Below are 17923 nucleotides of genomic sequence, written 5' to 3'. Positions count from 1 at the left end.
GGAAAATGCCGGCTCAATGAGCCGGCCAGGGATGAAATTCATGCACGATCTCCAGATCGTCTTCATCGTCGAGTTCGTCGCTCGGCAGAACGCCGAACTCGTCGCCGGACCTGAACAGTGTGACCGGAACCATCAGGGTGCGGGAAAGCTGGAAGGCGTGGTTTTGCGCAAGAGAAAGATCGGTGTTCATCTGAGGCTCCATCTTTGGAGCGGGCCATTCCCGCTCGATGGCTCCCGTCAGTGTCCGGAACCGGTCGCGATCACCGCGAAGGCAAAGCCGAAGCGGCGGCAGCTTGCTAGCGGACCCCGTCAGCGGGTTGATCGACGGAGATCCGGGGCCGGACCAGGAAGCCATCCATCAAGAGCGGGATTGGGACGCCTCGATGGACCTGCCTTCGACAAACAACGATCGTGCTGATGCGGAACTTTTTGTAGCCTTCGGGTACCTGATGCTATCTTCTTTTCGATCCGGTCATCAGGTCAGACTCGATGCCCATAACTGCTGGAGGCGGATCACAGACGAGGTGAGGCCGCAAATGCTGGACGTCTGCGATTGTGAGCCATGCGGAGCCGCCTCTTGAAAAGCCGACGCGTAACCGATATATATTGAGCATAGTCGAGAGCGCTGATCCGTCGGTGCGTTGAACGATTGTTTCACTCGGCTTACCGAATTGGAGCGGACCGCATGCGGTCCGCTTTTTCGTTTCAGGGGGATTCGTTGCATCTACTATATCTCGACGAGTCTGGTCACTCGCATGATCCAAGCTCCGACTTCTTTGTCCTTGCAGGCTTTAGCATATTCGAGCGCCAAACGCATTGGCTGGAAGCCCAGATAGATCCTGTAGCGGCGCGCTTCAGCTCGACCAATCCTCGAGAAATCGAGTTCCATGGAAACCCAATGCGCTCGGGCAACGGTACCTGGAAAGGTGTGCCTCCCAACGACAGAGTTCAAGCCGTCGTCGATATCCTGTCGCTACTGGCAGACAAGCAATTGCAGTTGAAGGTCTATGCCTGCGTCATCGAAAAGAAGCTCTTCTCTCCGAACGATATTCTGGCTCGGAGCTTCGAAGAGGTGGCTTCGTGTTTTGATGACTATCTGAAGACGCTTTATAAGAAAAAGAACCCCCAGCGCGGCTTGGTCATCCTCGACAAGAGCAACTATGAGGAGAAAATCCAAACCCTTTCTCATGTGTTTAAGCACGTGGGGCATGCCAACGGCCAACTTCGCAACTTTGCTGAAGTCCCGCTTTTTCTGGATTCGAAGGCATCGCGCCTGATTCAGATGGCGGATTTGATCGCCTACTGGATTTTCCGTCACTTTCAGTCAGGCGACCAGCGTGGCTACGACCTCATAAGGCCTTACTTTGCCCGGTATGGCATCGGGCCAGTCTCAGGTCTGCGCTGTCACGTCTCGCCGGAGACAGAAGCGCGCCTCGCTTCGCTTCCAGTTCCAGCTCACCCTTTTCCGAAGGCAACGCCGAAAACTATTGCCGCCGCATCCCAAGTCTCTACGCCTGAGGATCAAAGCGGTTTTTGAGGTGCATGCGCTCCCTCGACACGCCCGGTTTGAGCATTTTTCAGTGAAAATTCCTGCTCTTCACTTTCAGCGTGTCGATATGGAGATCGGGGACGAACAAATCCCTCGACTTCACACCCATAGACGGCCGCTCGCGGCTATCCGGGCTGCCTGGTGAACCATGGGCAAACTCATCGCCCCGGCCTGACGGCAGGCGGAAACCATCCCGCTCGCCAAGGCTTGCCAGATCTGTGGTCAGATCGAACATCCGTTGCGCCACCAGATGCACGACGCCGCCCTCGCGCTGGATCTTGCCGTTGATCGCCATCATTGAGGATCCGAGCACGACGCGACGCTGCTTTTCGAACAGGCTTGGCCAGACGACAACGTTGGCGACACCTGTTTCATCCTCGATAGTCATGAACATCACGCCCTTGGCACTACCTGGCTTCTGTCGGACGAGGACGAGGCCAGCGGTCATCAACCATCGCCCGTCACGAGCCGTTGTCGCCTCGGCGCAGGTGACGATGTTTCGGCGGCCGAGATCCTCCCGCAGGAAACTGACCGGATGGGCTCGTAGAGTGACACCCGTATGCCCGTAGTCCTCAACGACATTGGCGCCCTCCGTCATCTGCCGAAGCGTCACGTCCGGTTCCTGCTGTTCGGCAATCACCGCCCGCTCACGATCGGCAGCAGCAGCGAATAGTGGAAGCGGTTCATCGCGCAAGGCCTTGATCGCCCATAGCGCATCGCGTCTTTCAAGTTTGAGAGAGGGCCGGAACGCATCGGCTTCGGCGAGCTTGACCAGAGAGGCCGACGAAACGCCGGCACGCCGCCACAGATCGTCGACGGAAACGAACGGATCCTCGCCACGCGCCACCGCGATTTTTGCCGCATCCTGTTCAGGCAGCCCCTTTACCAAGCGCATACCGAGCCGCACGGCATGGTCATCGGATCCCCTGATCTCTTCGAGCGTGCAATCCCACCGCGAACGATTGATGCAGACCGGCCGGATCGCAACGCCGTGGGCCCGAGCATCCGAAACAATCTGCGCCGGCGCGTAGAACCCCATCGGTTGCGCATTGATGAGGGCGGCACAGAACACATCCGGATAGTGGCATTTGATATAGGAGGAGGCGTAGGCGATCAGGGCAAAGGACGCAGCATGGCTCTCCGGAAAGCCATAGGAGCCAAAACCCTCAAGTTGCGAGAAGGTCTTTTCGGCAAACTCTTCAGTGTAGCCGTTTTTCACCATGCCCTGGACAAGCTTGTCCTTGAACTTGCTGACCCCGCCGGTGAACTTGAACGTCGCCATCGAGCGTCTGAGTGCGTCGGCCTCGCCGGCGGTAAAACCGGCACAGACGATCGCCACCTTCATCGCGCTCTCCTGAAACAGCGGCACGCCCAGCGTCTTGCCAAGCACGGCCTCCAGTTCCGGCTTCGGATAAACCACTGCCTCCTTGCCCTCGCGCCGTCTCAAGTATGGATGGACCATATCCCCCTGGATCGGACCGGGACGAACGATCGCCACCTGGATCACCAGGTCATAATAGGTCTGGGGTTTCAGCCGCGGCAACATCGACATCTGCGCGCGGGACTCGATCTGGAAAGTGCCGAGCGTGTCGGCCTTTCGGATCATCGCATAGGTCGCCGGGTCTTCCTGCTCGATTGTCGCCAGATCCAGCTTCACTGCCTTGTGCTCTTCCAGAAGGGCAAAACCCTTGGCCATGCAAGTCAGCATGCCCAAGGCCAGCACATCGACCTTCATGAACTTGAGCGCCTCGATATCGTCCTTGTCCCATTCGATCGTTTGGCGGTCCTCCATGCGGGCCTGCTCGATCGGCACCAATTCGTCGAGGCGGTCATTGGTCAGGACGAAACCGCCGGGGTGCTGGCCCAAATGACGCGGAGCCCCCATCAACTGCTGCGCCAGCTCGATTGTCAGCCGCAGGCGGCGATCGGACATGTTCATATTCAACTCGCTGACCTGCTTTTCGCCGACGCCCTCCTTGCTCCAGCCCCAGACGCTGGCCGACAGCGCCGTGATCATGTCTTCGGGCAGGCCGAGCACCTTGCCGACATCGCGAAGGGCGCCCTTGGCGCGGTAGCGGGTGACGGTCGCGCAGAGGGCAGCCTTCTGCCGGCCGTAGGTCTTGTAGATCCACTGGATGACCTCTTCGCGCCTGGCATGTTCAAAATCGACGTCGATATCGGGCGGCTCGTTGCGCTCTTCCGAAATAAAGCGCTCAAACAACAGATCGTTGGCGGCCGGATCGATTGCCGTGATCCCCAGCACATAACAGACGGCGGAATTGGCAGCACTTCCCCGACCCTGGCAGAGAATATCCTGAGATCGCGCAAAGCGGACGATGCTGTAGACGGTCAGGAAATACGGCGCGTAGTCGAGTTTGCGGATCAGATCGAGTTCATGGTTGAGGGTCTTCACCACATCATCCGGAACACCCTCGGGGTAGCGATCGCGCACGCCCTCCCAGGTAAATTTCTCCAGCGACTGCTGCGCCGTCAGCCCGGGGATGATCGCTTCCTCCGGATATTGGTATGTCAGCTCGCTCATGTCGAAGCGACAGCGGTCGACAATCTCGCGGGTACGGGCGAGCGCCTCCGGATAGCGGCTGAACAGCCGGTGCATCTCCTCGGGCGGTTTTAGAAAGCGATCGGCGTGCCGTTCACGCAAGAATCCGGCCTGGTCGATGGTCGTGCGATGTCGAATGCAGGTGACGACATCCTGCAGCTGTCGCCTGCCCGGCTCGTGAAACAGCACGTCGTTGGTAACAACAGGCCGAACCTTGTGCCGGATCGCCAGCGTGTTGAGCCCATGCAGGCGCAGCTGATCGTTCGGACGCCGGCGCAGCGTCAGTGCCATGTAGGCGCGGTCGCCAAAGATATCCCTCACTTTTCGCAGCTGGACAGCGCAGGCATCATCAGCCTCGTCGGGGATCAGGATGGCGAGCAGTCCCTCTGCATAAAGGGCGACATCCGACAGATCGAGGATGCAATTGCCCTTGCCGCCCCGCTCTTTGCCGAGCGACAGAAGCCGACAAAGCCTCGAATAGGCAGCCCGGTCTATCGGGTAAACCAGTATTGACATGCCGTCCGTCAGATCGAGCCTGCAGCCGACGACGAGGCGGACACCGGTTTCCTTCGCCGCTTCCCAGGCGCGTACAATCCCGGCGAGGCTGTTGCGATCAACGATACCAAGTGCCTCGATGCCGAGTGCCTTGGCGGTAGTGAACAGCTCATCGCAGCCTGACGCACCGCGCAAAAAGGAAAAATGACTGGTGACCTGGAGCTCGGCGTAGCGCATCAGCCATAGATCCCGTGCAGGAACCATTTGGCCGTTCCGGTCGCGGGATCTACGCCATCGCCGGAGCGATAGACCCAGAAGCGATTGCCGTCCTCGTCCTCGACGGAATAATAGTCCCTGACCGCTTCCATCTCGGAGGAACGCACCCACCACTCGCCGAACACCCGTTCCGGCCCGTCACCACGTTTGATGCGCCGGCGTTTTCCCCGCCACGTCATGGATGCTGGTGGATGGTCGGGCGTGAGCGCAATCACCTCGATCCGTTCCGGGTGCGCCAGCATCCGGCTTGGCCGGGGCCAGCGGGTTGGCCAGGCCTGACCGAGTTTTGCGGCAATGGGAGAAACGCGCCCGACATTGCGCTCCGGAACATCGCTTTCAACCGGCGCCAGCCGGTACATGCGTTGGCCGCGATTTCCAAAACTGTCGAGCAGCGGTGTGACATCGACGATGGTTTCTTCGACCAGTGAGGAGATCGACTGCTTTTCTTCGAACGGCTCGATCATGGTAGCAGTAAGGGACAGCTTTTCGATACCGAAACCGGGATCGATCCTCTCGATGCTGGAACAGAGAAGCTTTGTCAGATGGGGGATATCGCGCACCGGCTTTGCCGTGCCGGCACGCAGGGACTGCAAGGTGTTGTCGACGCGGTAGACAATCAGATCGGCGCGGCGAACGCCCTGCCCGCGCGTCTCCAAAGCGGCGCAGAGTTCGACCACCAGCTTGCCAATATATTTGGCGATGGTTTCGGCCGCTCCGATCGGCTCGGAGAACGACCGGACCACCTCGATCAGGTCCGCGGTGCGAATGGGGTCGATCGGTTCAGCAAGTCGCCCGAACATCTGATCGAGCCGGCGGCCGACCTCCGGCCCAAAACGCAGCGCCAAAGGCGCCCGCGGCGTTGCCGACAGTTCGCCGACGGTGCGAAACCCGAGCACGGCGAGGCCGCCGATGATGTCAGGAGGCAGACGAAGGCTGGAAATCGGCAAGTTGACGACGGCTCTGGCGGTCTCACCAACCGGGACGATGATCACCTCGCGCCGCGTGGCACGGGCAATGCCATGGGCGCTGCCCCAGGTGTCGGCGATGGCGCCACGTGCTTGAAGGCCGCGGTCGCGCAAGGCGTTGACCAGACCGGTCAGCATTGGCAATTCGCCGCCGCGCAGATGGTCGGCACCTTCCGTGTCCATGACTATCCCGTCGGGAAGATCCACGGCAACAATCGGCGTATATTGGCGCAGCATCCACAGCGCTAGGCGCTCGATCGCCAAGGCGTCGCCGCCCGGATCGGCATCGACTATGTGCAGGCCGGATATCATCGCCTGGGCTTTGGCGGCGGGCATGCCGATGCGGACGCCGGCCTTGAAGGCCGCAGCGTCGATTGCAGAGACGGTGCGTTTTGATCCACTGCGGGAAACAACCACAACAGGTGTTTCAGCCGAAATTCTGGGATCGGCGCGCCTGATCCTGTCCGTCGCGAGCGTGGGGAGAAAGACTGATACGACCCGTGGCATCGCAGGCACCTATTTCAAATTCTGCGGCTTCTCCCGCCCTTGCTCTGATCAATTCCGCCAGCCACCGCGCCCGCCCGATGCCCGGCACGGGAAGCGGTTCGGAAGGCAGGACGCTGATGCGCCATCGTGTCGTGGCCGCCGTCGGCTGCCCGAAATCAGCGGCCTCTGTCGGGCGCCTCCATCGTCTAAGCGCAATGCCAATCGTTCCTGAAGCTTCGGCGGCCAGCTGCAGCCGCCGTGAGGCGGTCATCGGCAGACGTACGAGCTCGGCAACGACGGCGCCAAGCCCGCCGAAACGCAGTCCTTCTTCGAAATTCGTGAGCACGTCCTCTTCCCGGTCGGCCTCGACATAGATCACCCGATCATGGTGAAGGCCCGCCTGTGCCAATGCCGGCGCAAACAGATCCGGCCGTGTCAGACACCAGAGGATGTCGCCTTTGGTGCGCGCAACGATTCCGGCGACAAACAGAGCGGCGGCCGCGCCATGTACGGCATCGGCGCCACCACCGGCCACCTCATGCAGGGCGCCGCGGGCCAGCCCACCACCGGGTAGCTTTGCGTCGATCTCGGCAATTCCGAACGACAGCACCTCGCCCTTGCGCGCAGCTCCGCCTTCAAGCCGCCGGATGCGGTCCTGAAGCTCGGAAATGACGGGGTTGGCGGCAGTGATTGGCATCGGTTTCCAACGTCAAGAGTGCATTTGCATAGCCAAGAAAAGCTGATATGTTCTGTTTTTGTTCTTTAAACAGCGATGAGTCAACGGGCAAGAATCGGGTGGACTGCAGCCGGCATCACGAGACGGCTGTTGCTCAATCGATTCATCAAGCAGATTCAATTCGATGCTGAATGTGACGAAAAATATCGTAGATGAGAAAATAGAAATATGCCCGACCTGCTGACGCTTAGAGATTTCAAGGGACCGGTGATTACCGTCGAATGCAAACCGTGCGGGCAACAGCGTGAGCTTGATCGCAAGGCTTTGGTGAAACAGTTCGGCGCCAGCATGCGTTTTGTGGATCTGCGCCGGCGCATGGCGATGGGTTGCGACAAGATGCATTGTTCTGACGGCCAGGATAGATGCGGGACGGGATTTCCCTGTTTGCTGGAGGCGGCCGTAGTTCTTGAGCTGCAAAAGCCCACGTGATCGCTGGAGCTCTCAAAGCTTGGTTGCATTCCGAAAGAGTCGGAAACTTCGCCTTGACACGCATTGGATAGGAGGACTGGTAGTGTGTAATCTCTATAATGTGACGACCACGCGTGACGCGGTTCTGCAATATACAAAGGCGTTCCGGGATCGAGCCGGCTGGAATGAAGCCTCATTCGATGTTTATCCAGGTTATCAGGCGCCGATTGTCCGCGTTGCCGAGGACGGACAGCGCGAGATTGCCCGGGCGACCTGGGGAATGCCCTCGCCGCCAGCTTATGTGAAAAACTACGATCCGGGCGTCACCAATATCCGCAATGTAAGTTCGCCGCACTGGCGGCGCTGGCTCGGACCAACCAGCCGCTGCGTGGTTCCGTTCACGTCTTTTGCCGAACCGGATCCAGCCAGCAAGATTGAGGGCGGACGGGTGCCTAATGCCTGGTTCGCGGGCAGCGAAGATCGGCCGCTGATGTTTTTCGCCGGCTTCTGGACGCCGTGGAAGGGCGTGCGCAAAGTCAGGGATGGCGAGCAGGAATACGAGCTGTTCGGATTTCTGACGACATCGCCGAACGAGGTCGTCTCTCCCATCCATGAAAAGGCTATGCCGTCGATTCTGACCACGCCGGAAGAGGTCGACACCTGGCTGACAGCACCGTGGGATGAAGCCCGCCACCTACAACGTCCGCTACCGGGCAATATGCTGGTGATCGTGCCGCCACAGGCCAAACCGAAGCCGGACGAAGAAGGTCTGTTGCTGTGATCACCAGCACTCAGCACGACCAGTGCAGTCAGATGCCCGTTCACGAAATGCCGGTTTACCGCCTGAAAACTGACGGAATGGGTGGCGTGCAACCCGTGCGCAAAATCATCCATGTGGACATGGACGCATTTTATGCGTCGGTCGAGCAGCGCGACAATCCGGACCTGCGCGGGCGACCATTGGCGGTCGGTGGATCGGCGGCACGCGGCGTTGTGGCCGCCGCAAGCTACGAAGCGCGTGTCTTTGGTGTGCATTCGGCCATGCCGTCGGTCACCGCCAAGCGCAAATGCCCGGATCTGATTTTTGTGCCGCCGCGCTTCGACGTCTATCGGCAGGTCTCGCAGCAGATCCGGGAAATCTTTGCCGAGTACACACCTTTGATCGAGCCGCTGTCACTGGATGAGGCCTATCTCGATGTCACCGAGAATTTGAAGGGCATGGAGATCGCCACCGAGATTGCGCTGGAGATCCGTGCGAAGATCAAGGCGGTCACCGGCCTCAATGCGTCGGCGGGCATTTCCTACAACAAGTTCCTGGCCAAAATGGCGAGCGACCTGAACAAGCCAAACGGCCAGGCCGTCATCACGCCAAAGAACGGCCCGGGTTTTGTCGAGGCCCTCCCCGTCAAGAAATTCCATGGCGTGGGGCCGGCGACGGCCGAGCGGATGAAACGGCATGGAATCGAGACGGGGCTCGATCTCAAATCGAAATCACTGGCCTTCCTTCAGCAGCACTTCGGCAAGTCCGGCCCGTATTTTTACGGCATTGCCCGTGGGATCGATGAACGCCGGGTGAGACCCGATCGCATTCGAAAGTCTGTTGGCGCCGAAGACACGTTCGTTGAGGACATCGGCAATCTCGATCTTGCCAAAGCCGAGTTGCGGCCATTGGCCGAGAAGGTCTGGCGCTATTGCGAGGCCCATGACATCACGGGAAAGACGATCACCGTCAAAATCAAATATTCGGATTTCAGTCAGGCGACACGCAGCAGAACAGTGTCAGGGTCCGTTTCGGACATCGAGATGATCCTGGAGATAGCAGAGACCCTGCTCGCCTCGGTGTTCCCGTTCAAACATCCGGTGCGGCTGCTTGGGATCACCTTGTCATCGCTGAACACCGAAGAGAGCGGCCAGGAACCGCAGCTCGCTCTCGAACTCTGAGACGGCGGTCCTGAAAACGAAAAAGCCTGCCGCGGGAGGAGGTGCGGCAGGCTTTTCGAAAAGAACCGAACAGCGACTGGGAGGAGGAGTGCCGCCGTTCCGACAGACGCCCCTGGGAGGAGGAGTGGGCCGTCTGAATTCGAAGCTCTGCGGGAGGAGGTGCATCGCTTCGATGAAACCAAGATACCCATTCTCGCCGCACATTAAATAGACTTTGCTGCAGTGCAGCTATGCGAAAATGCTCGTCATCTTCCTGGCAAAAGTACCCCCTAACTCAGTGCTTCGTGCCAGGCCAGATACAGAAACGCCCGCGTCATCAGCGGGCGTAGATTCAATAGGCATGGGCAGGAAAAAGTCGCTTAACGAGCGACCGACTGGCGAGCGACGCTGTGGATGTCGGCGCGATTGATACCGAGGTCCTGCAGTTCGCGCGAGCTCATGCGGCCGAGTTCGGTAACGGTCTGACGATACTTGCGCCAGTTATTGAAAGAGCGTGCTACGTTCATGATGATCCCCTTTCGTGAGGTCTCTTGACGCCAGCAACCTTGCTTCAGTTCCGACGTCGTTTCGATGGTTGGAATATAGGCTCTTGGGCGCTCATCGATAAGACACAAGGTCTCAGGTCGGCCATGCGCTCAAGGCATGGGTCCAATCAGAGATGAGCTGAAGGGGGCTATCAGGCCCGGAACCGGTCGAAGGCGGTGAGGCGTTTGATTGGAGGATCGGCGTCTGGATAGCGGTAGATTTCGGCCCTGAGATAGCGAAGCTCATCATCGAGCGCTTCCTCGCCCACCTCGATCCACCAGGACTTCGGGCGGCCATCGCTTCCGTCACACCAGCGATAGCCTCGCCCCTTCAAATGATCCTTCATGTCGAAGGGGCTGTTTTCCGCGAATATCCGGACACGCGACCGTTGGCTTGCTTCGTAGAGTTCCGCGAACGCGGTGGAAGCCGATCCACCAGCCTCTCGGGCGAGGACCTCCAGGAGCGCGAAACAGTCGTCGACCGCGCGATGACCGTCATGGAAGTAGCCCGTCTGCCCGATCAGGTAGCCGAGCTTGGTCCCTTCATAGCCACGCGACGACCAGTCGATCTCGGAGTTGGAGCACGCCCAGGCCTTGCCAGAAAACAGCTGAGAAAATGCCTCACAGAATGGCCGGTCGAAACCGGCATTGTGGGCGATCACCAGATCCGCTGGTTCGATCAGCGACTTTAAAGCAGCCATATCGATCGATTGTCCGGCCACCATCTCGTCGGTGATGCCGGTGAGCTTGGTGATGTCGGAAGGAATCGAAACGCTCGGCTGCTGAAGTCCACCGTATATCCCGGTGACGTCACCCATGTTTCCTTTGGCATCGAACGTGAAAGCGATCACGCCAATCTCGACGATCTCATCCTTGCGCGCATTGAGGCCCGTGGTCTCGGTATCGAGAATGATGCCCTTGAGGGAGTACTCCGGGCGTGGGAATGGCGCGATTGCGCGCGGCACGAGTTGCCGCAAGATCCGATATCGACCTGTCTCCGACAGATACCGAACCATGTCCTCTTCATTCATGGGGATGGTAGGTTGTTCGAGCTTGACGACGCCGGAGGCGGCACGCGTGATCACCCGATCGCGCGAAGCCTCTTCCGAAAACATATCGAACTGTTCTGCCATTCCTGTTGTCAAATCCCCGGCGCCAATGTGCCACCTTCAAAACACGGCATGATCGGCAGATCAACCGTGTTGGTGGGTGTGCGATTTCCGCCAACCTGGCGACCAAGGCTTAGAATCGAGCGGTTTCACGCAGTGGCAGCTCTTGGGTCGTCGGGCAGCAGCGCCCAAGATGTGAATGGGCATACCAGCTGTAGCGGGAACCGCAAAAGCCGTTCGCCTCCCGCAAGACCGGTTAAAAGGGTTGCCGCAGGAGGTTCAGCATAGCGCCGGCAAAAGGCCGGGAACCGGGACCGACAGCCCCCGGCGCGCGGGGCCACTCTTAAACCAGCGACCGCCGCAGTGGCGCTTTCGGCGCGTTAGATGTGAACGCCTTGAACGGATACGAACCGCCGACCCCGTTATTTGGCCGATAAGTTCGCGCTGAATTTCAGTATAGGGGCAACTACTTGCCCTCGGGAATGGCTTATATCGGGCCGTGAGCGAACTGTCCGGTTCTGGTCCGGAAACTGGGAAAGCCGACGTTCGTTCAACTGCCCCATTATAGACGTTCGCAACGTGGGTAGGATCGCGACTAGGGTACGCGAGTCTAAGGCGACCCCTGCTAGTGGAAGATAATGGCCCGTGGGGATTCCTTCGATCAATCGGGTAGGTTGATCCACACAATGAACTCGTGAGGCTGATAATCAACCTGCTTAGCGTCTTCAATGGGAATGGCGTCGAGCGCTTCCATCAGGAAAGCATCGAGCTGCGTGCCGCCGATATTCTGACACCAGACGTTCGGCAGGCCTCCATTAACATGATCGAGCCGAAAAAAGCCAGGCCTGTGCGCGTGACCCCGCTCCTGCGCGCCGGCATGGAGCACTGCGAGATGATTCATGATGATCACCCCGTCGACAGAATCGAACGGAACACGCACACTATTAAACTGATAAAAGGAGTGCTCGGTCAGTAGACCTGATTGCGGGTAGGTTAGAGCCGAAATGGGTTCATACATATAGGCGTCCCAGAAAACGACGAGCACACCAATCGTCTCCTTTGCGGAGAAGCCCGAGAACTTGTCATCGGCGCTTTCGAGAAAATCCTTCAGGACGTTGTCACGCGGCCAAGTGACGGGCTCGTTCGGGTTCGGGTTCGCGCGAAGGGTATCTCCCAGTTTGGAACGGGCGGGGATCTGTCGCGGATTCGCTCCCCGTGCTGCCTGATGATCGACGAGGGAGGGGCATTTGACCTCGAATAGATAGACACGCTCTGCGAGTTCAACGGCGAGTTCTGGCCGACGACCGGTGGTGGGATTGGCTGGTTCATGCTGGAATTGTGCGCCTGCGGGCCAAGGTGCTTCGAGCAACACCCTAAGCACCAAGATTTCGGCGAACTTCTGCAGCAGTTGCTGGAAGCCCGCTCTCCATGCCCCAGGGTTCTGCGCCGCAGGGGTGTACCCCGTACCGATCAGCTCATCGACAAGGCGTTCGCCCAAACCAGGTAATCGATACTCGCAGGAAGCCAAAGCGCACATGAGCGCTTCGCCAAAATCCGTTACGCGAGCTTTGTTAAGGTGATAGGTCAGCCAATGGGTTCGGCCATCGACGCCGGCACGATACCGGTCGGCGAGAATTTTCGAAATATCTGAAATATCTTGATCGGCTACGCTTTTCTGATCCTGGTTCAAACCTAGCCTCCAGTGTTTGAAAGAAGTAAGAAACGAGGCGAAGACGTTAGTCCTAATTTCTCCGCACAATGGAGTGAGACCTCACCTTGTTGCCAGACACAATCAACCCAAATTGCCGTTCGATGGCCCACTGTAAAGTTTTAGCTGCCGTTTAGACTAGGCGGGGGCCGCATGAGACCGGATCGGTATGAGCAGGCAAAGCTTGTCGGGCGTGCAGAAACACCGCCTGTGTAGACTCATGAACGCGATAAGCATCGGCAATCAGCGGTGGCAGAAGCGTGTCTACTGTCGTTGCGATAGTGACTTGTAGTAAATCCTGGCCGAGCCAGGCGTGGGCTCGAAGGTGAAGCAATCGCAATAGTCATCGATCGCCTGCATTACGCCGAGCAGGGATGGGCCGGAGAATGCCGCTGCCTGGCCGGTGCCCCAATGGCTTAGGAAGTTTCCAACGATCGTCACCATATTGGTGTTCAAACCGGCTTGCTGGGCCGCGTCGAGTTCGAGGCTGTTGCCGGCCTTGTGCAGTTTGACGGCCGCCTCAATGGCCTTGAGGAATTCACTCGACAATTGCTTGTCGTCGTTGAAGGCGATGTCCACCGGCACCGGGATCCGAAGCTTGCTGATAAGATCGCTCAATCGATATTCCAAATACTGCCGCACGCCTTCCTTTGCGGAGTCGACCTGACCGGCTTGAAGCATCGAAATGGTGCGGTCGCGCACCTTGTTGACCGCTCCAGCCTGCGGCAGGACGGCAACCTGCGGCGATCCTTCGAGGCGCTGGTGCCACCACGTTCCCGAACCGCTGTGCTTGTTGAACAGCTTTTCGAGCATCGTGTCGTGGCTCAACAGGATCACCTGCGGTCCTGTCGCGTTTCCAGGCCTCGCGAAGGTGGTTCTGATGAGTTCAACGAGAAAGTGCTGGTGCCCGGCGTCGAAGCTGGACGTCACATCATCGAGAACCACGAATTTCGGCAGTCCGCCGTAGAGAGACGCGGCCGCCAGATAGAGCGAGATCGCGAAGGCGTTGCGGAAGCTCTCGGAGAGAAGCGCCTGAGGTGAGACGTTCGTTAGCCCGTAGAATTGGGTAAGGCCGATGCGCAGTTCCTCGCTATCTGCCTTCTTGGAAACCCCCGGCTCGACGCCGTGAAACGACATCTTCTTGAAATAGTCCTTGAAGACGGGCTCGACTCTAGCAAGGCGCGCCTTGCTCATACCTGCCTCCGCCGTCGCGAAGGTCTTGGATGCATCAACAAGAAAGTCACGAACCCGATCGACACAGGCGTCTCTTGCGGCTTCTTCCGCAATCACATTCCGGGATCGCTCGAGCTTATTCCAGCTATCCTGCAACCGCCGCGCGGTCTCCACTTTCTTGGTCACCTCGACCGACGACGGCGGCAATTCTTTCTCGAGATGGGCCTGCTCTGCTGCCAACTGCGCATCGATCTCGCCAGCCTTGGCGCGCAGCGCCGCAAGATGTTCCACCAACGCCTCGGCTTCCGCCTTGGTGATCGAGCCAGCGGCGGCTCGGGTATGCCGGGCGGCGAGCAGGCGTTTTTCGGCGGTGGGCTCCATCGTGGATTCCAGTTGAAGAAGCTCAGTCCACCCGGACTCGCTCCATTCCGTCGCCAGCGCCGTAGCCGCCTTATCCAAGGCCTCGAACTCGGAGAGCTTGGAGGCAATGTGGTCCCGCAGGCTGTGAGTTCCCGTCCCATCGCAAAGCGGGCAAAGATGCGGATCCTCCCACTGTTCGGTTTCCACAACCTTCGAGCCTGCCTGATAAAGCTGGAGCATCAGATCGCCGGCGGTCCTTGCCAGCGCGTCCTCCCGCTCGGCGGCAAGCGTGGTCAGTTGCGCGGCCCGCTCCGCAGTTGGAGCCTCATGATTAACTTTAGCGAGATCACCACGCTCTCGGATGCAGGTGCCAAGGCGCTCGCGTTTCGGCCCGCCCTCGGCATCCTTGATCGCCTCGATGCAGGCGTCGATGTCGATGGCTCCGAATGCTTTTCCTTCACAGACAGGTTTCAGCGGCGCGATCTGGGCCAGCGCGTCCTGGCACTTCTCTTTCGCCGCCGTTGCATTCAACTCTCCAATGGCCGCGCCAACTAGAATCTCGTAGTCCTTGGCAATTGCTGCTGACAGCTCACCGGCGGTCCGCTCCTCGCGCGTCTTGTTTTGTGCATGGGCGGCAACGCTGAAGTGATTGTTGAACGCGCGCGTATTCACTAGACCCGCGAGAGCCTGGCGAAGGTCGCTGTATGCCGATAGCCCCAGCAACCCGGAAAAGGTACGTCCGCGTACGAGTGGCGCCGCAGTGATGAACTTCTGAAATGTCGGTCCATCGAGGAATACGAACTCGCGATTGAGCGCGGTCAGAATCGCGCTGGCATCCCATGGCGGAGTGGCTGCGACCGAGCGAAGGCCCAGCGTGGTCCGGCTGACGGTGATCGTGCATCTTTCTCCGCCGGGTTCGGCGACGAGCAGGAGCTTTATAGTGGACTGACCGGTCGAGTGGAATCGATTCTGGTAGTAGTCTTTGTCCCGCTCGGCGGCTGGGAGTTCATCTAGCCAGGGTAGCTTTCCGGTGATCGCGTAACGCACAGCGTCGTAAACGGATGTCTTGCCGACCCCGTTCACCGCAGAGATACTGCTGACCTTGGTGGGCTGCAGTTTGAGCTCAAGGGGGTGCCCCTCATTGTTCACGCCTCTGAAGCCCTCGATCGAAACGCCTTCAAGTAACCAGCCGGTCACTGGCGGCAAGGGCGCGGCCAATGGTTGGGCGATAGCCGCGTTGGCGGGCGCTGCCACGACCTCTGCCTCGCTTGTGTTTTTGTCCTCGGTGGGCGGCGCGGTGCAAATCTCGAACAACCGATCCCAGACTTCATCCGCCTTGTACCTCCCCTCGAGAAGCGCCGAAAATTGCTTTCGCATATCCGCTCCCAGCACGGCGTCCATCTGGTCGATATAGTTTCCGAACGCGGATAGATTGTCATCGAGACTTGCATTCTCGTCGAATGCGAAGGCCGCTGCCTGTACAGCCATAATAGACACCCCCCATTTCTGCCCACCTCAATCATGACGTGAGGACTTCATGGGCACAAGTGTCGCAGGTTTGATCGGGGTGAGTCGCGCGGCGGTAATAAGCCTCCGCCAGCAGCCCCCAAGATGCCAGAACCGGTGAGTGCCACGCGGTCAGCGTCGCAAAGTACGAGCCGGCCGCTTCTTGGTGATGGCAGAGTCTAGCTGAAGGTCCGCGAAGGAGGCGCAAAGACGCCGGTACCCGCACTTCGCTTCGATGTTTCTTTGAACTGCAGACCACACCTTACGAAATCAGATCGGTTGATGTGAAGGGATTTGAATCTGCGGCCTTGTTATTACAAAGGTCCTTCGCCGCTAATTAATCAATGGCACAATCGGCTCGACCTTAATTGAGTGACTGATTATGCGCCGAAAGGGGTTCGCAGCATTCGGTTTTTACGAGGGCCCTTGCCTTCGTTCAAGTGATCGCCCACCCTGAAGACAGACAACGAAGGATCCGCCGGGTGCGAGAAATTGAGGATTTCACTGACGATCGGCTGAAGGCGTGGTGCATCCATTGTGGCGCGGTAATTGCCGACATCGAAAGCAATCGCGACCATGTTCCGACCAAGTCGCTCCTGACGAAGACACTCCAAAAACGAGGCGCTGACTATGACAGCGGCGCCGGGGATCAAATGGATTATCTGCCACAGGTTATCGTCTGTAGGCGCTGCAATTCCAGCTTCTCACCAGACGAGAACTACTTTCTCTGCGTGCTTCACGCGGTTATGGCTGGAAGCCTCTACCCCGATCCGACGAAATATCCCGAAGCGGCGACTATTCTGCGGAGCAACCGGCACGTAGTCCGATCCCTGAAGAGAAGGCCGGACGGACAGCTTCTTTTGTTCGAAAACCTCGAGCCGTTCACCCTCTTTCCCGACACCAACAAGATACGGCGCGTCATTGTAAAGAACGCTCGGGGCCACGCCTATCACGAGATCGGCGAGCCGCTGCTCGACGCGCCTGATCACGTGGCATTCCTACCGCTGGAGCAGTTGAGTCGAGAGCAGCGTGACGCCTTCGAGGCTGTCGGTACCGGTACAGAACTCTCAGTCTGGCCAGAAGTCGGAAGTCGCATGTCCGTCCAACTGCTCGACGAGGAAGCGATGGTCGGCGGCTGGATTACGGTCGAGCCGGGTCGCTACCGCTATTCTATAGACTGGTCCGATGCCGTGACGGTGAAGACTGTCGTATGGGAGTATCTCGCTACCGAGACGCGCTGGGAGCGCGAGACATTAGCACGCGCTTAACGAGATGGTAATGAAAGCCTACGTGATCGACAGCAATATGCTGCAGTCGGACGAACTCCGCCGCTACTTTACGGAAGAAAGCGGCAATCTGGCTATACTCCCGGATTTCGCGTGGTACGAACTCTACAAGCAGCAATCCTTGGAAGGGCTGAGATTGGGGCTATCTGTCGTCGGCGATCATCCTGAGCAGGTGATCCTCCTTCGGTCCGGCGGCCATATATCGCGCTTGGATCCGGCGGTCGCTGAGGATCTGAACCGACTGGTCTTCAACGGACATGAAGGCGAGATCGGCGAACTTGTTCGCCTTGTAAGATCTGACGAACCAATGGGCGATCTGGCGGCGGCTCGATTGACCTCGTTATGGGACTGGGCACGAACACTGCAACCTTCGTTGATCGACGGCGCGACGGACATCGCCGTGTCTTTTCCTGAGATGCAGGAGCAAATGTTCAATCATAAGGAGATTCGGATTATCAGGACGGCCGGCAAGTACACCGAACAGATGATCCTCACCATCTTCGGCGCCGCGCTGCAGATTTGGGAAACTTTGGCAGACCATTATGAAATCGAGTGGGAGGGCCTCGACGAAACCGTCGTATGCCGGGCCTATCTCTTTCGGTATGCGTTGGGCATAGTGATCAATCTGCTCTGGTGGATCCGGGGCGGTAGTCAAGTGGTGGTGCGCATGGATCGAATGAGCAATGACCTCATCGATCTCGGTTTCGCTGTGTATGCCACGTACTTCGACGGACTTTTCACTGGTGACGAGAAGGCCGGCTGGGTTCATGCCAATCTCGTCGCAGCAATCACAAGTTTTCGCGACATTCACAGCGCGGATTGAACTCCTGCCGCACATGCT

The 17923-nt window shown here is 58.7% G+C and carries 14 protein-coding genes; 6 read left to right on the top strand and 8 right to left on the bottom strand.

Going from position 1 to position 17923, the window contains the following annotated elements:
• Positions 1-13: 13 nt before the first annotated feature.
• Positions 14-190 (bottom strand): hypothetical protein, encoded by a 177-nt coding sequence (locus LQK81_RS22660; RefSeq protein ID WP_025419229.1) that lies wholly within the window; start codon positions 188-190, stop codon positions 14-16.
• A gap of 495 nt (positions 191-685) precedes the next feature.
• Between LQK81_RS22660 and LQK81_RS22655 the strand changes: the two genes are divergently transcribed.
• Positions 686-1537, top strand: a complete 852-nt coding sequence (locus LQK81_RS22655) for a DUF3800 domain-containing protein (protein ID WP_230808683.1) — start codon at positions 686-688, stop codon at positions 1535-1537.
• 40 nt (positions 1538-1577) lie between these two features.
• On the opposite strand, the gene LQK81_RS22650 is transcribed toward LQK81_RS22655, so the two are convergent.
• Genes LQK81_RS22650 through LQK81_RS22640 form a run of 3 tightly spaced genes read right to left on the bottom strand, consistent with a single transcriptional unit; the run spans position 1578 to position 7028 of the window.
• The gene (locus LQK81_RS22650) at positions 1578-4841 is read right to left on the bottom strand and encodes an error-prone DNA polymerase (RefSeq protein ID WP_230808682.1); all 3264 of its coding nucleotides are present in this window, start codon (positions 4839-4841) and stop codon (positions 1578-1580) included.
• The gene (locus tag LQK81_RS22645; protein WP_230808681.1) at positions 4841-6352 is read right to left on the bottom strand and encodes a Y-family DNA polymerase; all 1512 of its coding nucleotides are present in this window, start codon (positions 6350-6352) and stop codon (positions 4841-4843) included. Before LQK81_RS22645 ends, LQK81_RS22650 begins: the two co-directional genes overlap by 1 nt.
• Complete coding sequence (locus LQK81_RS22640; protein ID WP_230808680.1) at positions 6273-7028, bottom strand: ImuA family protein; 756 nt, start codon at positions 7026-7028, stop codon at positions 6273-6275. The genes LQK81_RS22645 and LQK81_RS22640 overlap by 80 nt, the downstream gene beginning before the upstream one ends.
• A gap of 207 nt (positions 7029-7235) precedes the next feature.
• On the opposite strand from LQK81_RS22640, the gene LQK81_RS22635 reads away from it, so the two are divergent.
• From LQK81_RS22635 to dinB, 3 genes are all read left to right on the top strand, one after another.
• Positions 7236-7496, top strand: a complete 261-nt coding sequence (locus LQK81_RS22635) for a hypothetical protein (protein WP_230808679.1) — start codon at positions 7236-7238, stop codon at positions 7494-7496.
• 82 nt (positions 7497-7578) lie between these two features.
• The gene (locus LQK81_RS22630) at positions 7579-8256 is read left to right on the top strand and encodes an SOS response-associated peptidase (protein WP_230808678.1); all 678 of its coding nucleotides are present in this window, start codon (positions 7579-7581) and stop codon (positions 8254-8256) included.
• Positions 8257-8333: 77 nt separating this feature from the next.
• Entirely contained in the window at positions 8334-9416 is a 1083-nt protein-coding gene (dinB, locus tag LQK81_RS22625; RefSeq protein WP_230808708.1) for a DNA polymerase IV, read from the top strand.
• 359 nt (positions 9417-9775) lie between these two features.
• Here dinB and LQK81_RS22620 read toward each other — a convergent pair whose 3' ends face one another.
• From LQK81_RS22620 to LQK81_RS22605, 4 genes are all read right to left on the bottom strand, one after another.
• Complete coding sequence (locus LQK81_RS22620; RefSeq protein WP_003551724.1) at positions 9776-9922, bottom strand: DUF1127 domain-containing protein; 147 nt, start codon at positions 9920-9922, stop codon at positions 9776-9778.
• A gap of 170 nt (positions 9923-10092) precedes the next feature.
• Complete coding sequence (locus LQK81_RS22615; RefSeq protein ID WP_230808677.1) at positions 10093-11073, bottom strand: 3'-5' exonuclease; 981 nt, start codon at positions 11071-11073, stop codon at positions 10093-10095.
• A 637-nt stretch (positions 11074-11710) separates the two neighbouring features.
• A complete protein-coding gene (locus LQK81_RS22610) occupies positions 11711-12739 on the bottom strand; it encodes a hypothetical protein (protein WP_230808676.1) in 1029 nt (342 codons plus the stop codon).
• A 282-nt stretch (positions 12740-13021) separates the two neighbouring features.
• The gene (locus LQK81_RS22605) at positions 13022-15778 is read right to left on the bottom strand and encodes an AAA family ATPase (RefSeq protein WP_230808675.1); all 2757 of its coding nucleotides are present in this window, start codon (positions 15776-15778) and stop codon (positions 13022-13024) included.
• Between the two features lie 500 nt (positions 15779-16278).
• Between LQK81_RS22605 and LQK81_RS22600 the strand changes: the two genes are divergently transcribed.
• Both LQK81_RS22600 and LQK81_RS22595 read left to right on the top strand, forming a co-directional pair.
• Positions 16279-17064, top strand: a complete 786-nt coding sequence (locus tag LQK81_RS22600; protein WP_230808674.1) for a hypothetical protein — start codon at positions 16279-16281, stop codon at positions 17062-17064.
• A gap of 10 nt (positions 17065-17074) precedes the next feature.
• Complete coding sequence (locus LQK81_RS22595; protein ID WP_230808673.1) at positions 17075-17905, top strand: hypothetical protein; 831 nt, start codon at positions 17075-17077, stop codon at positions 17903-17905.
• Positions 17906-17923: the final 18 nt, after the last annotated feature.

The sequence above is a fragment of the Rhizobium sp. GN54 genome (assembly GCF_021026345.1).
In the GTDB taxonomy this organism is placed as follows: Bacteria; Pseudomonadota; Alphaproteobacteria; order Rhizobiales; family Rhizobiaceae; genus Mycoplana.
This window is presented reverse-complemented; position numbering and strand designations above follow the sequence as displayed.